This window comes from Sediminispirochaeta smaragdinae DSM 11293 (genome assembly GCF_000143985.1).
Classification (GTDB): domain Bacteria; phylum Spirochaetota; class Spirochaetia; order DSM-16054; family Sediminispirochaetaceae; genus Sediminispirochaeta; species Sediminispirochaeta smaragdinae.
Genome location: NC_014364.1, coordinates 2,966,225 through 2,981,548 on the forward strand (window position 1 = coordinate 2,966,225; position 15,324 = coordinate 2,981,548).

Annotated in this window: 17 protein-coding genes and 2 tRNA genes; 9 read left to right on the forward strand and 10 right to left on the reverse strand. The window is 48.1% G+C overall.

Annotated features, from left to right (window positions below; all coding sequences use genetic code 11):
- Positions 1–81: 81 nt before the first annotated feature.
- The 5 genes from SPIRS_RS13980 to SPIRS_RS14000 all read right to left on the reverse strand — a co-directional run bounded on the left by SPIRS_RS13980 (position 82) and on the right by SPIRS_RS14000 (position 6,738).
- On the reverse strand, positions 82–1,209 hold the full coding sequence (locus SPIRS_RS13980; protein ID WP_013255334.1) for a BMP family ABC transporter substrate-binding protein: 1,128 nt from the start codon (positions 1,207–1,209) through the stop codon (positions 82–84).
- Between the two features lie 114 nt (positions 1,210–1,323).
- On the reverse strand, positions 1,324–3,798 hold the full coding sequence (thrA, locus tag SPIRS_RS13985) for a bifunctional aspartate kinase/homoserine dehydrogenase I (protein ID WP_013255335.1): 2,475 nt from the start codon (positions 3,796–3,798) through the stop codon (positions 1,324–1,326).
- A 106-nt stretch (positions 3,799–3,904) separates the two neighbouring features.
- Positions 3,905–4,132, reverse strand: coding sequence for a 50S ribosomal protein L28 (rpmB, locus tag SPIRS_RS13990; RefSeq protein ID WP_013255336.1), 228 nt, complete (start codon positions 4,130–4,132; stop codon positions 3,905–3,907).
- A 92-nt stretch (positions 4,133–4,224) separates the two neighbouring features.
- The gene (locus SPIRS_RS13995) at positions 4,225–5,961 is read right to left on the reverse strand and encodes a hypothetical protein (protein WP_013255337.1); all 1,737 of its coding nucleotides are present in this window, start codon (positions 5,959–5,961) and stop codon (positions 4,225–4,227) included.
- A 3-nt stretch (positions 5,962–5,964) separates the two neighbouring features.
- Complete coding sequence (locus SPIRS_RS14000; protein WP_013255338.1) at positions 5,965–6,738, reverse strand: hypothetical protein; 774 nt, start codon at positions 6,736–6,738, stop codon at positions 5,965–5,967.
- Positions 6,739–6,774: 36 nt separating this feature from the next.
- Here SPIRS_RS14000 and SPIRS_RS14005 point away from each other — a divergent pair, with 36 nt between their 5' ends.
- Positions 6,775–7,341, forward strand: a complete 567-nt coding sequence (locus SPIRS_RS14005; RefSeq protein WP_013255339.1) for a hypothetical protein — start codon at positions 6,775–6,777, stop codon at positions 7,339–7,341.
- On the opposite strand, the gene SPIRS_RS14010 is transcribed toward SPIRS_RS14005, so the two are convergent.
- A complete protein-coding gene (locus SPIRS_RS14010; protein WP_013255340.1) occupies positions 7,323–9,020 on the reverse strand; it encodes a diguanylate cyclase in 1,698 nt (565 codons plus the stop codon). The two genes, SPIRS_RS14005 and SPIRS_RS14010, sit on opposite strands and share 19 nt — an antisense overlap.
- An 80-nt stretch (positions 9,021–9,100) precedes the next feature.
- Here SPIRS_RS14010 and SPIRS_RS14015 point away from each other — a divergent pair, with 80 nt between their 5' ends.
- On the forward strand, positions 9,101–9,565 hold the full coding sequence (locus SPIRS_RS14015) for a metal-dependent transcriptional regulator (protein WP_013255341.1): 465 nt from the start codon (positions 9,101–9,103) through the stop codon (positions 9,563–9,565).
- Here the strand turns inward: SPIRS_RS14015 and nth are convergent.
- Complete coding sequence (gene nth / locus SPIRS_RS14020) at positions 9,531–10,184, reverse strand: endonuclease III (protein ID WP_013255342.1); 654 nt, start codon at positions 10,182–10,184, stop codon at positions 9,531–9,533. The genes SPIRS_RS14015 and nth overlap by 35 nt on opposite strands.
- An 81-nt stretch (positions 10,185–10,265) precedes the next feature.
- Here nth and SPIRS_RS14025 point away from each other — a divergent pair.
- The 3 genes from SPIRS_RS14025 (at position 10,266) to SPIRS_RS14035 (ending at position 11,774) form a co-directional block, all read left to right on the forward strand.
- Positions 10,266–10,338: transfer RNA gene (locus SPIRS_RS14025), tRNA-Pro, on the forward strand.
- Between the two features lie 8 nt (positions 10,339–10,346).
- A tRNA-Arg gene (locus tag SPIRS_RS14030) sits at positions 10,347–10,420 on the forward strand.
- 103 nt (positions 10,421–10,523) lie between these two features.
- Positions 10,524–11,774 (forward strand): tyrosine-type recombinase/integrase, encoded by a 1,251-nt coding sequence (locus SPIRS_RS14035; RefSeq protein ID WP_013255343.1) that lies wholly within the window; start codon positions 10,524–10,526, stop codon positions 11,772–11,774.
- Between the two features lie 104 nt (positions 11,775–11,878).
- On the opposite strand, the gene SPIRS_RS21820 is transcribed toward SPIRS_RS14035, so the two are convergent.
- Positions 11,879–12,244 (reverse strand): helix-turn-helix domain-containing protein, encoded by a 366-nt coding sequence (locus SPIRS_RS21820; RefSeq protein WP_049784655.1) that lies wholly within the window; start codon positions 12,242–12,244, stop codon positions 11,879–11,881.
- Between the two features lie 132 nt (positions 12,245–12,376).
- Here SPIRS_RS21820 and SPIRS_RS14045 point away from each other — a divergent pair, with 132 nt between their 5' ends.
- Together SPIRS_RS14045 and SPIRS_RS14050 are read left to right on the forward strand one after the other, a co-directional pair.
- On the forward strand, positions 12,377–12,562 hold the full coding sequence (locus SPIRS_RS14045; protein ID WP_041866101.1) for a hypothetical protein: 186 nt from the start codon (positions 12,377–12,379) through the stop codon (positions 12,560–12,562).
- Between the two features lie 18 nt (positions 12,563–12,580).
- A complete protein-coding gene (locus tag SPIRS_RS14050) occupies positions 12,581–12,895 on the forward strand; it encodes a helix-turn-helix domain-containing protein (RefSeq protein WP_013255345.1) in 315 nt (104 codons plus the stop codon).
- Between the two features lie 364 nt (positions 12,896–13,259).
- Here SPIRS_RS14050 and SPIRS_RS14060 read toward each other — a convergent pair whose 3' ends face one another.
- Together SPIRS_RS14060 and SPIRS_RS14065 are read right to left on the reverse strand one after the other, a co-directional pair.
- Positions 13,260–13,715, reverse strand: coding sequence for a hypothetical protein (locus SPIRS_RS14060; RefSeq protein ID WP_013255346.1), 456 nt, complete (start codon positions 13,713–13,715; stop codon positions 13,260–13,262).
- Positions 13,716–13,845: 130 nt separating this feature from the next.
- Positions 13,846–14,187: a helix-turn-helix domain-containing protein gene (locus tag SPIRS_RS14065; protein ID WP_041866103.1), complete on the reverse strand. Its 342-nt coding sequence runs from the start codon at positions 14,185–14,187 to the stop codon at positions 13,846–13,848.
- A gap of 79 nt (positions 14,188–14,266) precedes the next feature.
- Between SPIRS_RS14065 and SPIRS_RS14070 the strand changes: the two genes are divergently transcribed.
- Together SPIRS_RS14070 and SPIRS_RS14075 are read left to right on the forward strand one after the other, a co-directional pair.
- Complete coding sequence (locus SPIRS_RS14070) at positions 14,267–14,473, forward strand: hypothetical protein (RefSeq protein ID WP_041866104.1); 207 nt, start codon at positions 14,267–14,269, stop codon at positions 14,471–14,473.
- Positions 14,474–14,822: 349 nt separating this feature from the next.
- Complete coding sequence (locus SPIRS_RS14075) at positions 14,823–15,026, forward strand: hypothetical protein (RefSeq protein ID WP_013254753.1); 204 nt, start codon at positions 14,823–14,825, stop codon at positions 15,024–15,026.
- Positions 15,027–15,324 lie beyond the last annotated feature (298 nt).

Genomic DNA, 15,324 nt, shown 5'->3' on the forward strand with positions numbered 1-15,324 from the left:
CGTGCAACCTTTGAATATGGTATGAGAGGACCCGGCAAAAGCCGGGTCCGATGATTCGAACAATTGATTGGCTATATGCCGTTAATTACCGGTCTTCCCAAGAACACCGTCCACAAACACACTCATGTTGAGCATATCGGGATCACTCATCTTCTCACCGGCAGGTACCATCATACTCCCATCCTGGGCCTTGACAGGTCCCCAGAAAACATCCCATTCTCCGGCTTCGATCTTAGCGGTCTCTTCATCGACCAGGGATGTAACATCGTCGGTGACCTTTGGGCTGAACTCGGAAAGCTCAACAACGCCGTCTTTCAAGCCACCCCAGAAGGAGTGAGTCTTCCAGACACCAGCCATGGCCTGCTCTATGGTTTCGGCATAATAGGGTCCCCAATTCCACATGGGACTTACAAGAACAGAATCACCAACAAATTTACCCATATCGGAGTCGTAACCGATGGAAACCATTCCCCGTTCCTGGGCAGCCTTCTGAGGTTCGGTAGTATCCTGGTGCTGAGTAATCAAATCACAGCCATCGTCAAGCAATGCAACGGCGGCTTCCCGTTCTTTTACAGGGTCGTACCAGGTGTTGGTCCAAACGACCTTGACGGTAGCATTCGGATTAACCTTTCTTGCACCGATGGTAAAGGCATTGATTCCACGAATAACTTCGGGAATAGGGAAGGCTCCTACGTAACCGATTTTGCCACTCTTGGAACTCTTTCCGGCAACCAGTCCGGCAAGATAACGAGCCTGATACATTCGGCCGAAATAGGTCGACATGTTCTCAGCAGTTTTATAACCGGAGCAGTGCTCAAAATAGACATCAGGGAACTCCTGAGCAACCTCATACATGAAATCCATATAACCAAAGCTGGTGGCAAAGATCATGTCGTATCCCTTCTGAGCATACTGACGGATGATTCTTGCAGCATCAGGCCCTTCGGGCACATTTTCGATAAAGGTGGTTTCAACCTTATCCCCGAGCTGAGCCTCTACATATTTTCGTCCCCTTTCATGCTCATAGGTATAGCCGAGATCTCCCGGAACACCTATATAAACAAAAGCAGCCTTAAAGGGTTCGGCCTGTGTTTCCTGCGACTCCGCTGCGGGCACTTCGGCAACCGGCTCTTCCTTTTTCTGGCAGCCGGCAAAGAAAACCGACATAAGCACCAGCCCCACGGTCAGCGTGAGTAATACCTTTTTCATCTCCACTCTCCTTTTTTTATTGGAAATTTACAACATTGTACAACAGAACACGAAGGAGGCAAATAGTTTTCACAAAAAATAGTGTTCGGAATCGTGGTGGTACCGGAACAGCAACTACAATTTAGCACCAAGATAGCTGGCAAGGCGCAATAGATCGGCAAACACCCCTCCAGCCGTTACCTCAGGCCCTGCACCAGGCCCCTGAATAACAAGAGGCTGCTGACGATATCGTTCGGTCGTAAAAGCCACGATGTTATCGCTTCCCGTGATACGGGCAAAAGGATGATCCATCGGGTAGCCCTTCAATTCGACACGGCAGTTTCCCGACTCGTCGATGGAACCGACATACTTGAGCATCTTGTTCTCAGCCTGGGCACCCTTAAGCAAGCTGTCCATCTCCTCGTCTATGTCGCTCAGCCGTTTCATGAAGTCCGCAACCGAAACGTCTACAAGATGCGGAGGGACCAGGCTTTTCACCGGAACATCCTCGACCTCAACGGGGTAACCGACCTCTCGGGCAAGAATCACCGTTTTTCGAACAATATCCATTCCCGAAAGATCATCCCGAGGATCCGGCTCGGTATAACCCAACTTTTTCGCTTCGGCAACCAACGAGCTAAATGGCGAGGAACCGTCGAATCGCCAGAAAAGATAGGCCAGCGTGCCTGAAAAAACGCCTTCAATGCTTATTATCTTGTCTCCGGTACGGATAAGCTCGCGCAAGGTTCCAATAATAGGCAGACCGGCACCAACGGTCGTTTCATATAAGAAGTGGCGACGACGGCAATTGGCGATTTCCGTCATTTTCGTGTACTCATTCCATGGTGCCGTACCGGCTTTTTTATTGGGGGTGATGATATGAATTCCGCGATTCAACCACTCTGCATAACGTTTGGGAAGTTCATCGCTGGAGGTACAGTCGATGATCACCGCATGAGGGAAATAGTCTGCAGCAACATGGTCGACGAAGCGATCGATATCAGCCTCTTCTGCATGCTCTTCAAGCGTCTTTTTCCAGCCGTCGATATCGATTCCCTGCTCGGCAAGAGTCATCCTCCGGCTATCGGTAATCCCCCGAACCCGAAGATCGAGGTTGAAGGCTTTACGAAGCGCCTTACTTTCACCTGCAATCTGATTGATGAGGGTTCCACCGATCAGTCCAGGCCCGATAATCCCGATACTGAGACTCTGGGGGGAAAGATAGAAGCCAGCATGTACGGCTCGAAGCGCCCTGGCCGAATCGGAACGACGTATCACCGCGCTGATGTTTCGCTCCGATGAGCCTTGTGCAATGGCTCGTACATTGACACCGGCCTTACCAAGAGCACCGAAGAAATTCGCGGCAATTCCGGGAATACCGGACATCTGATCCCCTACCGCAGCAAGGATGGCACAATCCCCTTCTATATCGATAGAGTTGATTCGATACGTGGCGAGCTCGGAGGCAAAGGCCCCTGTCGCAGTCTCTTTCGCCTCTTCCCCCTGCGAGGAAGGAACGGCACAGCAAATCGAATGCTCGCTGGAGGCCTGGCTGATCAGAATAACGGAGATTCCTTTTCCGTTTAGGGCACGAAAAAGTCGGGCGGAAATTCCGGGAACACCGATCATCCCCGCCCCTTCAATATTCAAAAGTGCGATATCCGAGATAATCGAGAAACCTTTTACGGGATGGTCCGCACCGTTCGTGGGTGTTCCCGATATTCTGGTTCCCGGGAAATCGGGATGGGTAAAAGGAGAAATGCAGATGGGAATATCCTTGATCATCGCAGGAGTCATGGCAGGAGGATGCAGAATATCTGCTCCGAAAAAAGCGAGTTCCGTTGCTTCTTGGTAGGTAAGTTCGGGAATCACCTCTGAGCCCGGAACCATATTGGGATCGGCACTCATGACCCCGTCGACGGAGGTCCAAATCCGCACCTCTTCGGCCTCTACAAGATTGGCAAAAATCGTTGCCGTCATCTCCGCACCGTCGGAGTGAAAAGAGGCCCCGCCCCCGTTTTCGAGGGTTGCAAGTCCCCCGGGAACAACAAGGACATCAAAGGAATTGTCTTTTTCCAGAAAATTCTTCCACCGCAGCTCGGTCTCGCTCCAGCACACTTCCGGACCGGATTCGCTGTAGCGAATGACCAAAACCTCCTCCGCATTGCCATAACGGACAGATAAGCCCTCGGCCTTGAGGCGTGCGGCAATCGCAGCCGTAATCCATATGGTTCCTAGTGAACTGATATAGTAGCGGGTTCTGTCCGAACAGTCCCTGACAAGCCATACGGCCCTGATAATGTCTTCAAGATCATGGAAATCACGCCGCAGGCGTTCATCGAACTGATCACGATAAAGGGAGGGCACCATTTCATCGATCATGGAAAAACGATTCTCCCGCAGTTCCTCCATCCGGCCCCACAGTTGTTCGTTTCTGGCCATTGCCAGATGTATCAAAGATATGAGGATCTCGGTGACATCTTTCTCTGAGGCAACGGAGACAACAGAACGCATATCTGTGCCGTCGGAGAGAATCTCCTTTAAACGATTAATACCTTCACGGCTTCCGCATGCCCTGCCGTCTACCCGATGTACAAGCCACCCGCTCATATTCTTCTCCTTGTCGTAATAAGATACTAGTAAAAAAAATACCCGAAGCTCCTTAAAGGCGCTCCGGGTATCTGCACTTCGTCGGTTAAAACAGAAAAGCCCTGCTTTACGCCTTCACAACTTTGTTGCTTTTCAGGCAGCGAGTGCAGACTGTAATAGTCTTCTTCTGGTTTCCGACAAGAGCCTTCACCTTTACCAGGTTAGGCTTAAATACGCGTTTCGTTCTGACTCCGATATGCTGGCCGGCCCCCCCCTGTTTCTTGGGTTGACCCTTTCGCGGTACGCTATGGCCGGCTACCGTTCCTTTTCCACAAATTTCACATCTCCGCGACATCGTTTCGTACCTCGACTTATTATTCACCCTAAAAAGGCATCGGCACTATAGCAGATTCGACAAAACATGTAAAGCCATGGAAAGGTGCTATTTTACTCTCTTTCCACGCGACGAGTGTCAAATAAATTCCCGGCAAGAACCCCAGCCGTTTCAAAAGCCGCCGATTCAATTGCCGCTGCACTTCGGCGAAAGTGATCGGGGTGCTGTGAGACAAAAAGCTCCAGCCGTTCTCTTTCTTCAGGTTTGGCAGCTATCAATGTCGGAATGGTATGATTGAAAAAGTAGGAATCGACCCTACTTCTATCCTGCTGCATAAGATACGCCATAAATTCATTGACCAAAAGATAATTGTCTTCTAAGACATTATAACGCTTCCAATCAAGGAAGATACGCCAAAAATCTTGTTCTTCGGTCGAAAGCGTGTCCCAATAGGAAAATACCCGATCACGAAAAGGTTTACTTGAGAAGAAAAGACCGTGATACCCTTCATGGACCAAAAAGAGATAACGAAGCCGGTCGGAAGACTCCCTGGAAAGAGAAAGAAATCCCCCATCCACACCTTTCCACCCACCCGCTTCATCGGGTGCAATGATGTTGTTCTCTTCCAAAATATCCCTCAGCATGTATTCTTCGTCGTTTAGAGGGAATTTCTGGCGCTGTGCCTCGGTAAAAAAGCGAGCGAGGTCCTCGCTACGATAGTCGTGGGCATTCCAGCCGTGGCGCTTTTCCAGTGCCTCATTTGGTAAGAGTTCTCCGGCGCTGCCCTTTTTTTCGACAAAAAAAGCAAGCCGTTTCAACATTGCCGACTGAACCGCATAGTCCCGATAATCAAAAATTAGAAGCTGGGGAAAAAGGTTCCATGAATAGAGTTCAAAATCACTTCGTCGCCATGTGGAGGCCGAACGGTCGAGGACCTCACCCATGTCTGCAGGCATGGGTGACCACCGGCTATCGGTCCACAGGGCCCGTCGATTGATACGGAGAGCCTGCGGGGTAAGCCCCTTTTCGCCTTCAAGCTCAATCCGAAGATCGCCGGACAACGGAAAATCAGGGAGAAAAAAAAGCTCATGCTCGCCGGGGCGCAAGGTAATCGTGTAATCGGCACGAAACTCCCCTTCATTCCGAAAAATCCGTATCACTGCCTGTCCCGGCATTTCCAGCGTTGCATCGAAACGATAATCAAGTTCAAGCTCATGCCGATAGAGGCTACTTCCATCCTGTCCGATATAAAACTCGAGGTTCCATTGTCCCGGTTCGGCGCCCCCTGTATCGACACGACAGGTTGGATAAAGCGAGGCCTCCCAACGTTGGGAAGTCTCCTTTTCAAAGTCCGGAAAGCGTACCACAAGAAGATGTTCCGTCGGATCTGCAGAGCCGACTCCACGGAGCAGAAAAGAGGAATATGCCGGTGCCTTCCCTGCCCCTATCCTGAACCACTGCAGCAGTCTTTCCATTGTGATGGGTAAACGTACTGTGGTTTCCCAGGATTCCGGCGTATGAGGAAGCGGTAACGCGAAAGTCTCCTTGGTGCCAAATGCCGAGTCACCGGCCTCAAGGCTCAGGTCTATTCCGGGGCTGATATAGTCGACAAGAAAATCGCGACCGGAGAAAAAGCTTGTATCGCCCTTGATATAGTAGCGAGGAGTGACAGAGCCCTTCTCAGAGACAAAGAGCCGACCTTCTTCCGCTCTCGAATGGTTTGGCCGTTCCCGAAGATGAAAGTTCACGTCGGTGCCGATAATCTCGACCGATTTCACGGATCCGCCACAGGAGGCGAGCAGTGCTACACATCCCATAAAAACAAAAGAGAACAATAAGGTATGCTTCATATTTCACCCATGCATCAGGAGTATACTTCTCGTCAACAGCTCCGCAACTTCCCGTTTCCGCTCCGGTCCGAACTCAACATCGTCCCGCATGAGCGAATCGAAGCGGCCGCGAAAGTTCTCGGGTAGTATGGGAAGAGCAAGCACCTGCTCTCCCAGCTGCCGGGGTGATGGCTCGAAGCGATGGTTTACCGCAAGAAGGAAACTGCAGATTCTTCGGATAAAGCCAGCAAGGCTGATGACATAAAAAAGGGAATCACCCCTTACAACCGCCGATCCGAGATCTGCAAGATGATGTTCGGCCCTTGCACGGTGCGCCTCCGACAGTTGCGTCCAGAAAGAAGCAGAGATCCGGTCGAGTTGGCCACGGACCTCATCAAGCCAAACCCCTTCTTGGAAGATGATTCGTCCGTAGCGGAGACGATAGAAGGTATAGGTACCGGAATCGCGAAAGGCAGCAAGGTTTTCATCAGGGCTCCTCAAAAGGCGATTGATAAAATCGATATATTTATATTCGATTCGAACCGGCAGGGTATCGATAAAAAAACGGTCCTTCATTGCATAGGCGGAACTTTCGAAAGCCCCTAAACCGGAAAAAATGTCTTTTCGAATCTGGGGGTCGGGAAGCGATCCTCGATAGTATACATCGAGACTAAGGTAGAAATAGGGATCATCGGGAGATATTTCCGCGGATTCATGAAGCGTAATTGCCTCTATCCCTGAGATAACCTTTAACTGCTCAATAAGCTTTTTTGCAGCCTGGGCAACATCGCGTACCATCAAATATCCTCCTTGCGCAACCGGGGATCCTGTGACATGCTTTCCGGCATGGAAACGATACCCGCAGGTCGGTATGGGGTCATACTGCCAAACGACACCCTATCTTCGGCAATCACATCGTTGCAGACGCGCTTATACCGGGAACTCGGTCTCTTTCAGGCCAGATTCTTCCCGCCAATGGTGCCGCTGTTTCTTCTCAAGCATAGCGATTTCTCAGAGGAAAGACCAGTCCGTAGCGAAGAGGGGCGATCGATCGGGAAGGAAATCCGTACGGCTCTTCCCGGTCTGCTGCACTACACAACACCGAAAGCTTTTTCCGACGGGAGCATGGGACTGCCCCTGAGGGAAGACGAAAGCAATGCACTTTCGTCGCTGCTTTCTGGAATTTCAGGAGCACAAGCGCTTTCGTCTATAGAGACCGTGATTCTCATCTTGCCGGGAAACACCCAGAAAAAGGAAAAAGAGAAAAACGAAGCATTAAGACTTGCAAAGAATTGTTTTCCGACAGGGGGGACCCTTACAAAATGGAAACCCGCCCTTCTCGACATCAAAACGATCGATGAGGATGGGATTTCCTGGACACTTTATCCCTTGATCTCTTGATGATGATAGACAACCACACGGTTGCGCCCGTTTTCTTTGGCACTGTACAGGGCCTTATCGGCAGCCAAAGTGAGTGTCGATGCATCCGCACATTCGGGAAAACCAGCTATGCCACAGCTAAAGGTCACAAAAAACTGTTTTGATTCGGATTGTTGAATAACCCGGGAGAAATTTTCCCTAATTTCATTCATGATGTGCTCGGCGGCGGTGACATCTGTATTCAACAGGATAATACCGAACTCTTCGCCGCCGTAACGGCCGATAATATCGGTACGTCTCAGACGATCAAGCAGAAGTCGCGCCAGATTCTTTAAGACACGATCTCCGGTGAGATGGCCATAGGTATCATTTACCCGTTTAAAATGGTCGGCATCGATCATAGCAAAGGTGAGGAACGTTTCCGAACGTGAGGCTCTGAGGAGCTCACGGGAAAGATGTTCCTTGAGATTCGTATGATTCAAAAGTCCCGTGAGGGAATCCCGCTCCATAAAATACCGAATATTCCTGTTTCGTTCGGCTCGGGTACTGACAACTTGGATCAGATAATCAGGATTAATAGGTTTGGTGAGAAAATCATCTCCGCCCCTGCAAATGGCTTCCATCTGCTTCTCTTTGTTTGATTCAAAGGAAAGAAAGACGATAGGCACACCGACAAACGCCTCATGCTGACGAAGGAGTGCGGTTAGTTCAATTCCACTACATCCGGGCATGTACATATCCATGAGAATCAACTCAGGTTTCGATTCGATCAGAATGCTCAGCACCTTCATGGGATCACTGGCAACCGAGGTTACCATACCTGCCTGCTGGAGAAGAAATGCATAGTAGGCTACCTGCTCGGGATCATCGTCGACAATAAGAATATGATACGGAGCAGCCTCAACCCTGGAGACAAGACTGTCGATTTTATCCACGAGACGACCGATATCCAGAGGCAGGAGAAAGAAAGCATCACCGCCCGCCCGTACAGCCTGCAGGCGCGTCATAAAATCTTCGTGTTCCGAAACAAAGATGATACCAAGCTTATTGCGGTAATGCCGTTTTACGGCCGATAAACCAGCCGAAAGCTCTTTGTCGTGAAGAAGATGCTCGGTGTTGACAATAAGAAGCCTTCGACCTCCCGATTCGAGTTTCCTCCGTACAATCGAAAGATCATCAATCTCCTCAACCTCATATCCGTAATAGCCCAGCTGCTCGACAACATTGGAGGCAATCACGCCTGTACGGTCAACAAGATGGATAATTTTCTTCTCGGAAAGGCTCCCTCCCCCATTGCTCTTCGAATCAGGACCTTGACGTAACTCCGAAAAATCAGGAGCTTCCAACTCCTCCAGTTCTTCAGGCTCGCCCTCTTCACAGAGCCCCTCCAGGGCAGCTACTGCCTCCCGAAGGCGGGAGTAGTCTTCCGGCTCCGGAGGTTCTCCATTTTCGATAAGTTTCTCCAATCGATTTTCCAGGACCTTCCCACTTCGAGAAAGTTCTTTAAAACCAAAAGTAGCACCAGAACCGACCAGTTTATGGACAAGAAGACGAAGTGTAGGAAGGCTCCCGGCAGAGCCATCCCTTTCCGCCATCACTAAAGCATCTCTAATTTCCCGGAAACGTTCGGGAAGCATCCTTATATACTCTTCCGCAAGGGCTGCAAGCTTTTCTTTTAATTGACCGGATAATTCGTCCATCCTTCGATTATGGTTGAGAAGATATGCCGAGTCAAGGAAGAGGTTGCCTTGAAGCAATCTCTTTAGTATAGTGTTATACTATGATCAATGATAGTGATTTGTCGGCCAGCTTGGAAGACTACCTCGAAGCCATCCTGATACTGGAAAAACGTAATCGAGTTGCCCGCGTGAAAGAAATTGCGGAAGCGCTAAATGTCCAAATGCCTTCGGTGTCCGGGGCCTTAAAGGTTCTTCGCAGCAGAGGGTTGGTCCACTATGAAAAAAACAGTTACATACGGCTGACGGAAGAAGGGATGAAGGTAGCCAAATCGATCCAGGATCGACACTTTGCCCTTGCCGGATTCTTACGAAAGGTGCTTAATCTTTCCGCAGATAGCGCCCAGGATATCGCCTGTAAAATAGAGCATGTCATCACCCCAGAACTTGCATCAAGGTTCAGATCTTTGACCCAGTATATCGAAGACGAAGTTATTGCTAATCAGATGAGTCGGGATTCCTGGGAAACGCTCATTAGCGGTCATCAGACGAACGATTCCGATCACTGAAATAGCGGCACACATCTTGTACAACACATTCGGAACATCGAGGATTCCTGGATAAGCAGACATAGCGCCCGTGCAGGTTGGCAGCCATGGAAAAATCGGTTTGGTCGGCAGAGGGAATCAGGCTTTTGACTTCTCTCTCAACAATCGCTGGATTTTCGCTATCGGAAAGGCCGATACGTCTGACAACCCTTCCGAAGTGAGTATCAACAATGATTGCAGGCTTGCCAAAACAGTCCCCCAACACTACATTGGCACCTTTCCGCCCCAGCCCCGGAATCATCAACAGCTCTTCCATAGATTCCGGCACGCTTCCATCGAATTTTTCAAGCAAAGCAGCGGCTGCTGCCACAATGTGACGGGCCTTGACACGATAAAAGCCCACCGAATGGATAAGGTCCTCAACCTCTTCCCCATCGGCCTCGGCAAGCGATTTCGCATCAGGAAAACGTCGAAACAGTTTCTCGGTAACAACATTAACCTGCGCATCTGTGGTTCTGGAAGAAAGGATGACGGCAATCATAAGCTGATAACAGTTATCATGCCGCAAAAGCGTTTCGGCCTTTGGCCATGCCTGCAAAAGACGCTCGACCACCATTGCCGACAGCAAATCTCGGTTCATAAAGATAGCCTATCATAAGCGCAGAAGAAGGCCAACGGCTTGACCCAAAAGAGGACGATCGTTATACTTTGCCTCGGTCTCCGGGATGTAGCCTAGTGGCTAAGGCGCCTGCTTTGGGAGCAGGAGATCGCCAGTTCGAGTCTGGCCATCCCGATGATGCATGCGTCCATAGCTCAGCTGGATAGAGCAACGGCCTTCTAAGCCGTAGGTCGCAGGTTCGAATCCTGCTGGACGTAACAACTAATCCCTTACAAAATAAGGAATTACAAAAAAACAGAAAGCAAGACACTATGGCAATCTGCATTTTTACTGCATTTTATTTTCTAAAAGGATTCAGATATGCCAAGGAAAACTGAACAATTCTCCATTATTCTCCGTCCTCCATCAAAGGTGTATCATTTCAAGTTGGCAGGGTGGTCCAACTATAAGAGCACTCAGGTGTTTTTCGATCAGCACCGGGAGCGTTTTCAGAAACACCTAAACTGCAAAACAAAAGCCGATGCCCAAGAAGTGGTCAGAATGGCAATCACCATTCAGGAAGAATCAAAACGGCCTATGCCATTATCTTCCCAGGTGAGACTAATAGACCTGCTGAAAGATGCCTACACTTGGGACCGATGTCCACATGTCCGGCGTCTACGGGACGAGGGAAAGGCTATCACAAAGCGCCATGTCCAAGACAGTCGGAACATTATCAAATCCCACATCCTCTGTTGTAAAGATTTTGTGAATAAGCCAATTGCCAAGATGAGAAGATCAGACGTTCTGGAGTTCCGGTCATTCATGTTGGATCGGGTAGGACCAAGAACTGTCAACAAAGCACTTTCGATTGTAAAGGCGGTTATTAGAGAAGCAATCTTCCAGGAGGTGATCGACCGAGATCCTACAATCGGAGTAAGCAAGGTGAAGCTTACCGAGAAAAAAGAACCTGGCGTTTTCACTAAAGAGGAGCTTCTATTGATGTTTCCGGAAAAAGGGATTGGCCCATGGAAAAGCATCACTGATCATACGGTCTTCCTTACCGCTGCAAGCACCGGGATGCGGAGGAGTGAGATACTGGCCCTACGGTGGGAGAACGTGAACCTGGAAAAGCAGTTTATCAATGTGGTCGAAGCTTTCAAAGACTACCGGATGATAGAGATCGGCAAACCGAAATGGGAGCGTTCCCGGGTGGTCCCGATTCCCAAGAAACTGGTCACCAGGCTGAAGGATCTGAGAGATCAATCACCATACGCAAAAGATTCGGATTATGTGTTTTGTTACAAGGATGGTACTCACTTGGGTGGAACTTGGTGGAGTAAGCATTTCCGCTCCGCTTGCATTGCTATTGGAGTGATCAAAGCTAAAAAAAAGGTCAAAGAAAATGAAGATCCTAACCCACGGAACCTTACTCCACATTCCTTCCGGCATACACTAAATACACTGTTACTAAGCAACGGATACGATAGCGGAAAGATCAGAGCTACTCTGGGATGGACCAGTGAAAAAATCCAGGACAATTATACTCATTTTTCGATAGACCACCTGAACGGTCAGTCGGATATGGTAGAGAGCTTTTTTGAAAAGGATAAAAAAAATGGAACCAATTAAAAACGATATCATTCCGGGAAAACATTTTTTATAGCCTCTTTCCAAATTTCGCTTAGATAAATATCAAACCTTACTCAACCTTTCACTTCCTAAATTGCAAAATTTTACCCTGTGTCTTCCGCCCTTCCCTCTTCGTTTTCCCAGCGCCTAGCCATAACCAGAAGATCATCAACTCGATCCTCCGGGAGCCGCAGGGCCAACTTTGCCAACTTCAATGCCTTGGGATTTGCATTCAGTTGAGCCCCCAGAATATCTTTCGACTCCTCCCCGCTTATCAGGTACTCCACGGAAACGCCCAGGGCTTTGGCTAGCAGAACAGCCCTATCTGACCGGGGGATAGAGGCCTTTGCACTCATCCAAATTTCTATTGTCCTGTAATTGATGCCAGTTTTCTTTCCAAGTTCTTTAGCAGTGAAGCCATGAGAGACCATTAATAGTTTTAGTCGTTCAGTAAACTTAGAAGCAGTCATACCTCTTTCATCGGCAATATTAGTATGTTTCTGGAAAAAAATACATATAAATGTGTGTTTTTGTTTGACAAACACATATTTATATGTAAAATAATCTTCATAGCACATAAAAACATGTGTTAAGGAGATTGTATGAGAGATATCAGGGTTCCTCTTGATGAAGAAATTATCGAAGAAATCAAAACAGGCCCCCTTTCTATAACAGGAGGACAGGGAGCCGCTTCCTGGGTACGTCAGTTGATCCTGAAAGAACTGGAACGATATCGGTCCATAAAGAATGGCAACTCTCAGCTCAATGTAGAGGCATTCCATAATTGATCAAGGTTGAAGAACGCAATGGATATCGTAAATAGAAATGAGACTATCACCTTCGATGATTCTATCGAAGGTGTAACCAAAACTCTGGCAGAAGCTCTGGCTATGGTTGTTTCAAAAGGGATCAAGCCGGTGGTGATCGAAAAGCAGGATACCATAGTTGATGTTAAAGGCGCTGCTGAGTATCTGAAAGTATCTACTGCCACCATCCATCGGATGACTAAAGATCGGGAAATTCCCTATTTCAAGGTGAAAGGCAATAACCGGTTTTCGATCAAAGAACTGGAGAAATACATATCAAATCAAATGATCCATCCTAACAAAAGGAGGAAGTAGAGGGACTACAAGAAGGGCGCCATTGTAAACCTGATTAATGTCTTGCGGCTTGAGCGCTACCGCGAAAGAAATCTTGCGTTCGACTACGAGGGAGTGAGTGAGGCTCCTGCCTTCACCGGGCGGAATCTCAGATCAGGGATCTTTGACAGATTAGAGAAGGATTTTGCAGCTACCTGGCTTCATGTTTCTTTCTGGGATTTGTTTTGCTTCCTGGCGGCGTACCCTTCAACGAGGATTCTTACGGCCTCAAGCTCCGAGTCGTCAAGCTCTTCGAGCCGGTTTACAATATCGGCATAACGTCTCGGACGGATATAACCAATAAATAAACTACAATTAAAATATGTAATGCAATATAAGGTCTAATCTATCTTTCTACTAAGTATTCATCAAGCATTGAGTTAATCACCTTAGATACAGTCTTATTGGCACCATAAGGTGAATCACCCGAAGCAGTACCCTCTGCCAGAATAAGCCCGGAAGATATCTCCACCCATCTTATAGAAAGATCAGTTATAACATTATGGACAACATCAAAGTAATATCTATATTTAAAGTGGACAGCTATTCTCTGAATATCCTTACCTATAGCATCAGCACTATATGTTCCTTTTTCTACATAGTTAGGGTCAATTCTAAGTATTTCGATATTCCTTTTATCAAATTCTTGAGAGATTACCTTCCCGATATTTAATGGATCATCAAGTTCTGGGAGGAAGAAAACCACATCTTTTTGTATCTGTTGACGAAAAGATGTGTCATAGGTGGCACAGCCAAACAGTAAAAACGTTAAGGATATGAACAATAGATATGCTCGTTTCAATTTTGTGCTCCATTTTTATTCTTATGACCAATTATAGATGAATTGAAGAGAAATTCAACTGTGCTTTTACGATTACATTTTTAAAGATCTTTGTTAATCTGGAAAATACAGGATTTTTCGCTACCCTGACCTACGCCTCTCTCTGGGCCCTATTCTGTTTTCTGGCTACATAGCCTTCAGCAAGTACTCTCATAGCCTCAAGTTCTGGCTCATCGAGCTCCTCAAGCAGATTGAAAAGATCGGCGTAACGGTGGGGAGGCTGCCAGGAGTCAGCTTCTTCACCCGTTACAAGATATTCAACAGTGGTATTGAGTGCTTTTGCAATTGCAGTGGCTTGCTCTACATTCGGTAGACGTCCCTTTGCCGTCCACCCTTTGAGGGTGTTGTAGCTAATGCCAGCTTTCCATGCTAACCATTCTTGAGTCTTCTTTTGATTTCGTAACTCTTCTTTTACTCGGTCAATGAAATCCATACTCTCTTTATCGGAAAAAATACTCCATTTGGATACCATTTTTCTTGACAAAGAATCCGTTCGGAGTAATAATAGCAATATGAAAGAATCCAAACGGATACCTGATGATCGTTATAAAGCATCTATCCCATTCAATACAGAAGAGAAAAGTAGGTTCATCTTTTTTCTAAAGGCAACCGGCAGGAAGGCTGGACCCTACCTAAAGGTAGAGATGATGAATCGCGTAAAGGAATGGGAAGCCATCCAGTCGGGAAAGACACAACTCGATATAAAACCATTCGAGTAAATGAGACAGAGCAGGATCGTGTAAGGAGAACATACGGGCTCATATACGAGGGAAGAGCGACGTTTCGGCCTACCCGGCCGGAACCTCAAATCGGTGATCTTTGACAGATAAGAGAAGGGATTTAGAGATAAGGATTTAGTGCTGTCCTGTATAGGGAAACCATTTGGAATGCTGATAAAGCAGCCTCTGACCAGGCCATTACCACTTGTGGGGTTCGAATCCCCGAGGACAGCAATCGGAGCGAAGCCTTGTTTGCATGCCGAAGCGCAATAGTGCAAATGTCGGGATTTAACTCGCCGGAGACGTAACCGGCACAATCTACTCCGTGAAAACGGGAAAGGAGGAAGGCGTGACAGACAAGACGAAGCGCATTATTGCCTATGCGCTGACTGCGATAGCCGCCGCAGTTTTGGCGTTTGCCGAGCTGTTTGGCTGGGACCTGCCGGACTGGGGAACAATCATGAACGTAATAGTCATCATTGCATCCCAGGTCTTCGGCATTGAGTGGATTCCACCCAAGCGGGCAAGCAATGGAACCGGCGGAAACGGTTAAAAATTTCAGATGAGATAACGGCTAAAAACAGGCAAACGAGACGCAATCGTTAACTGCGTTGGCGCCCGGGAAAATTAGATAGGGCTGACCGGGGGCAACCAGTGAGACCGCAAGTAGACGGGCATAATTGAGGCGGAAGCCGAGTGAATGATCAGGATGGCAACCTGATTGAAAAGCGTGTTATGTCGATAGCCTAAGCTCCGGGTCGCGCCGGACACTGGTTTTACCTTATTTCCGCAAGGAAGCAGTCTGGTCGTTACTGTACAAGTGGTTTGCCTTATTGGTTTAGCAAAGTGGA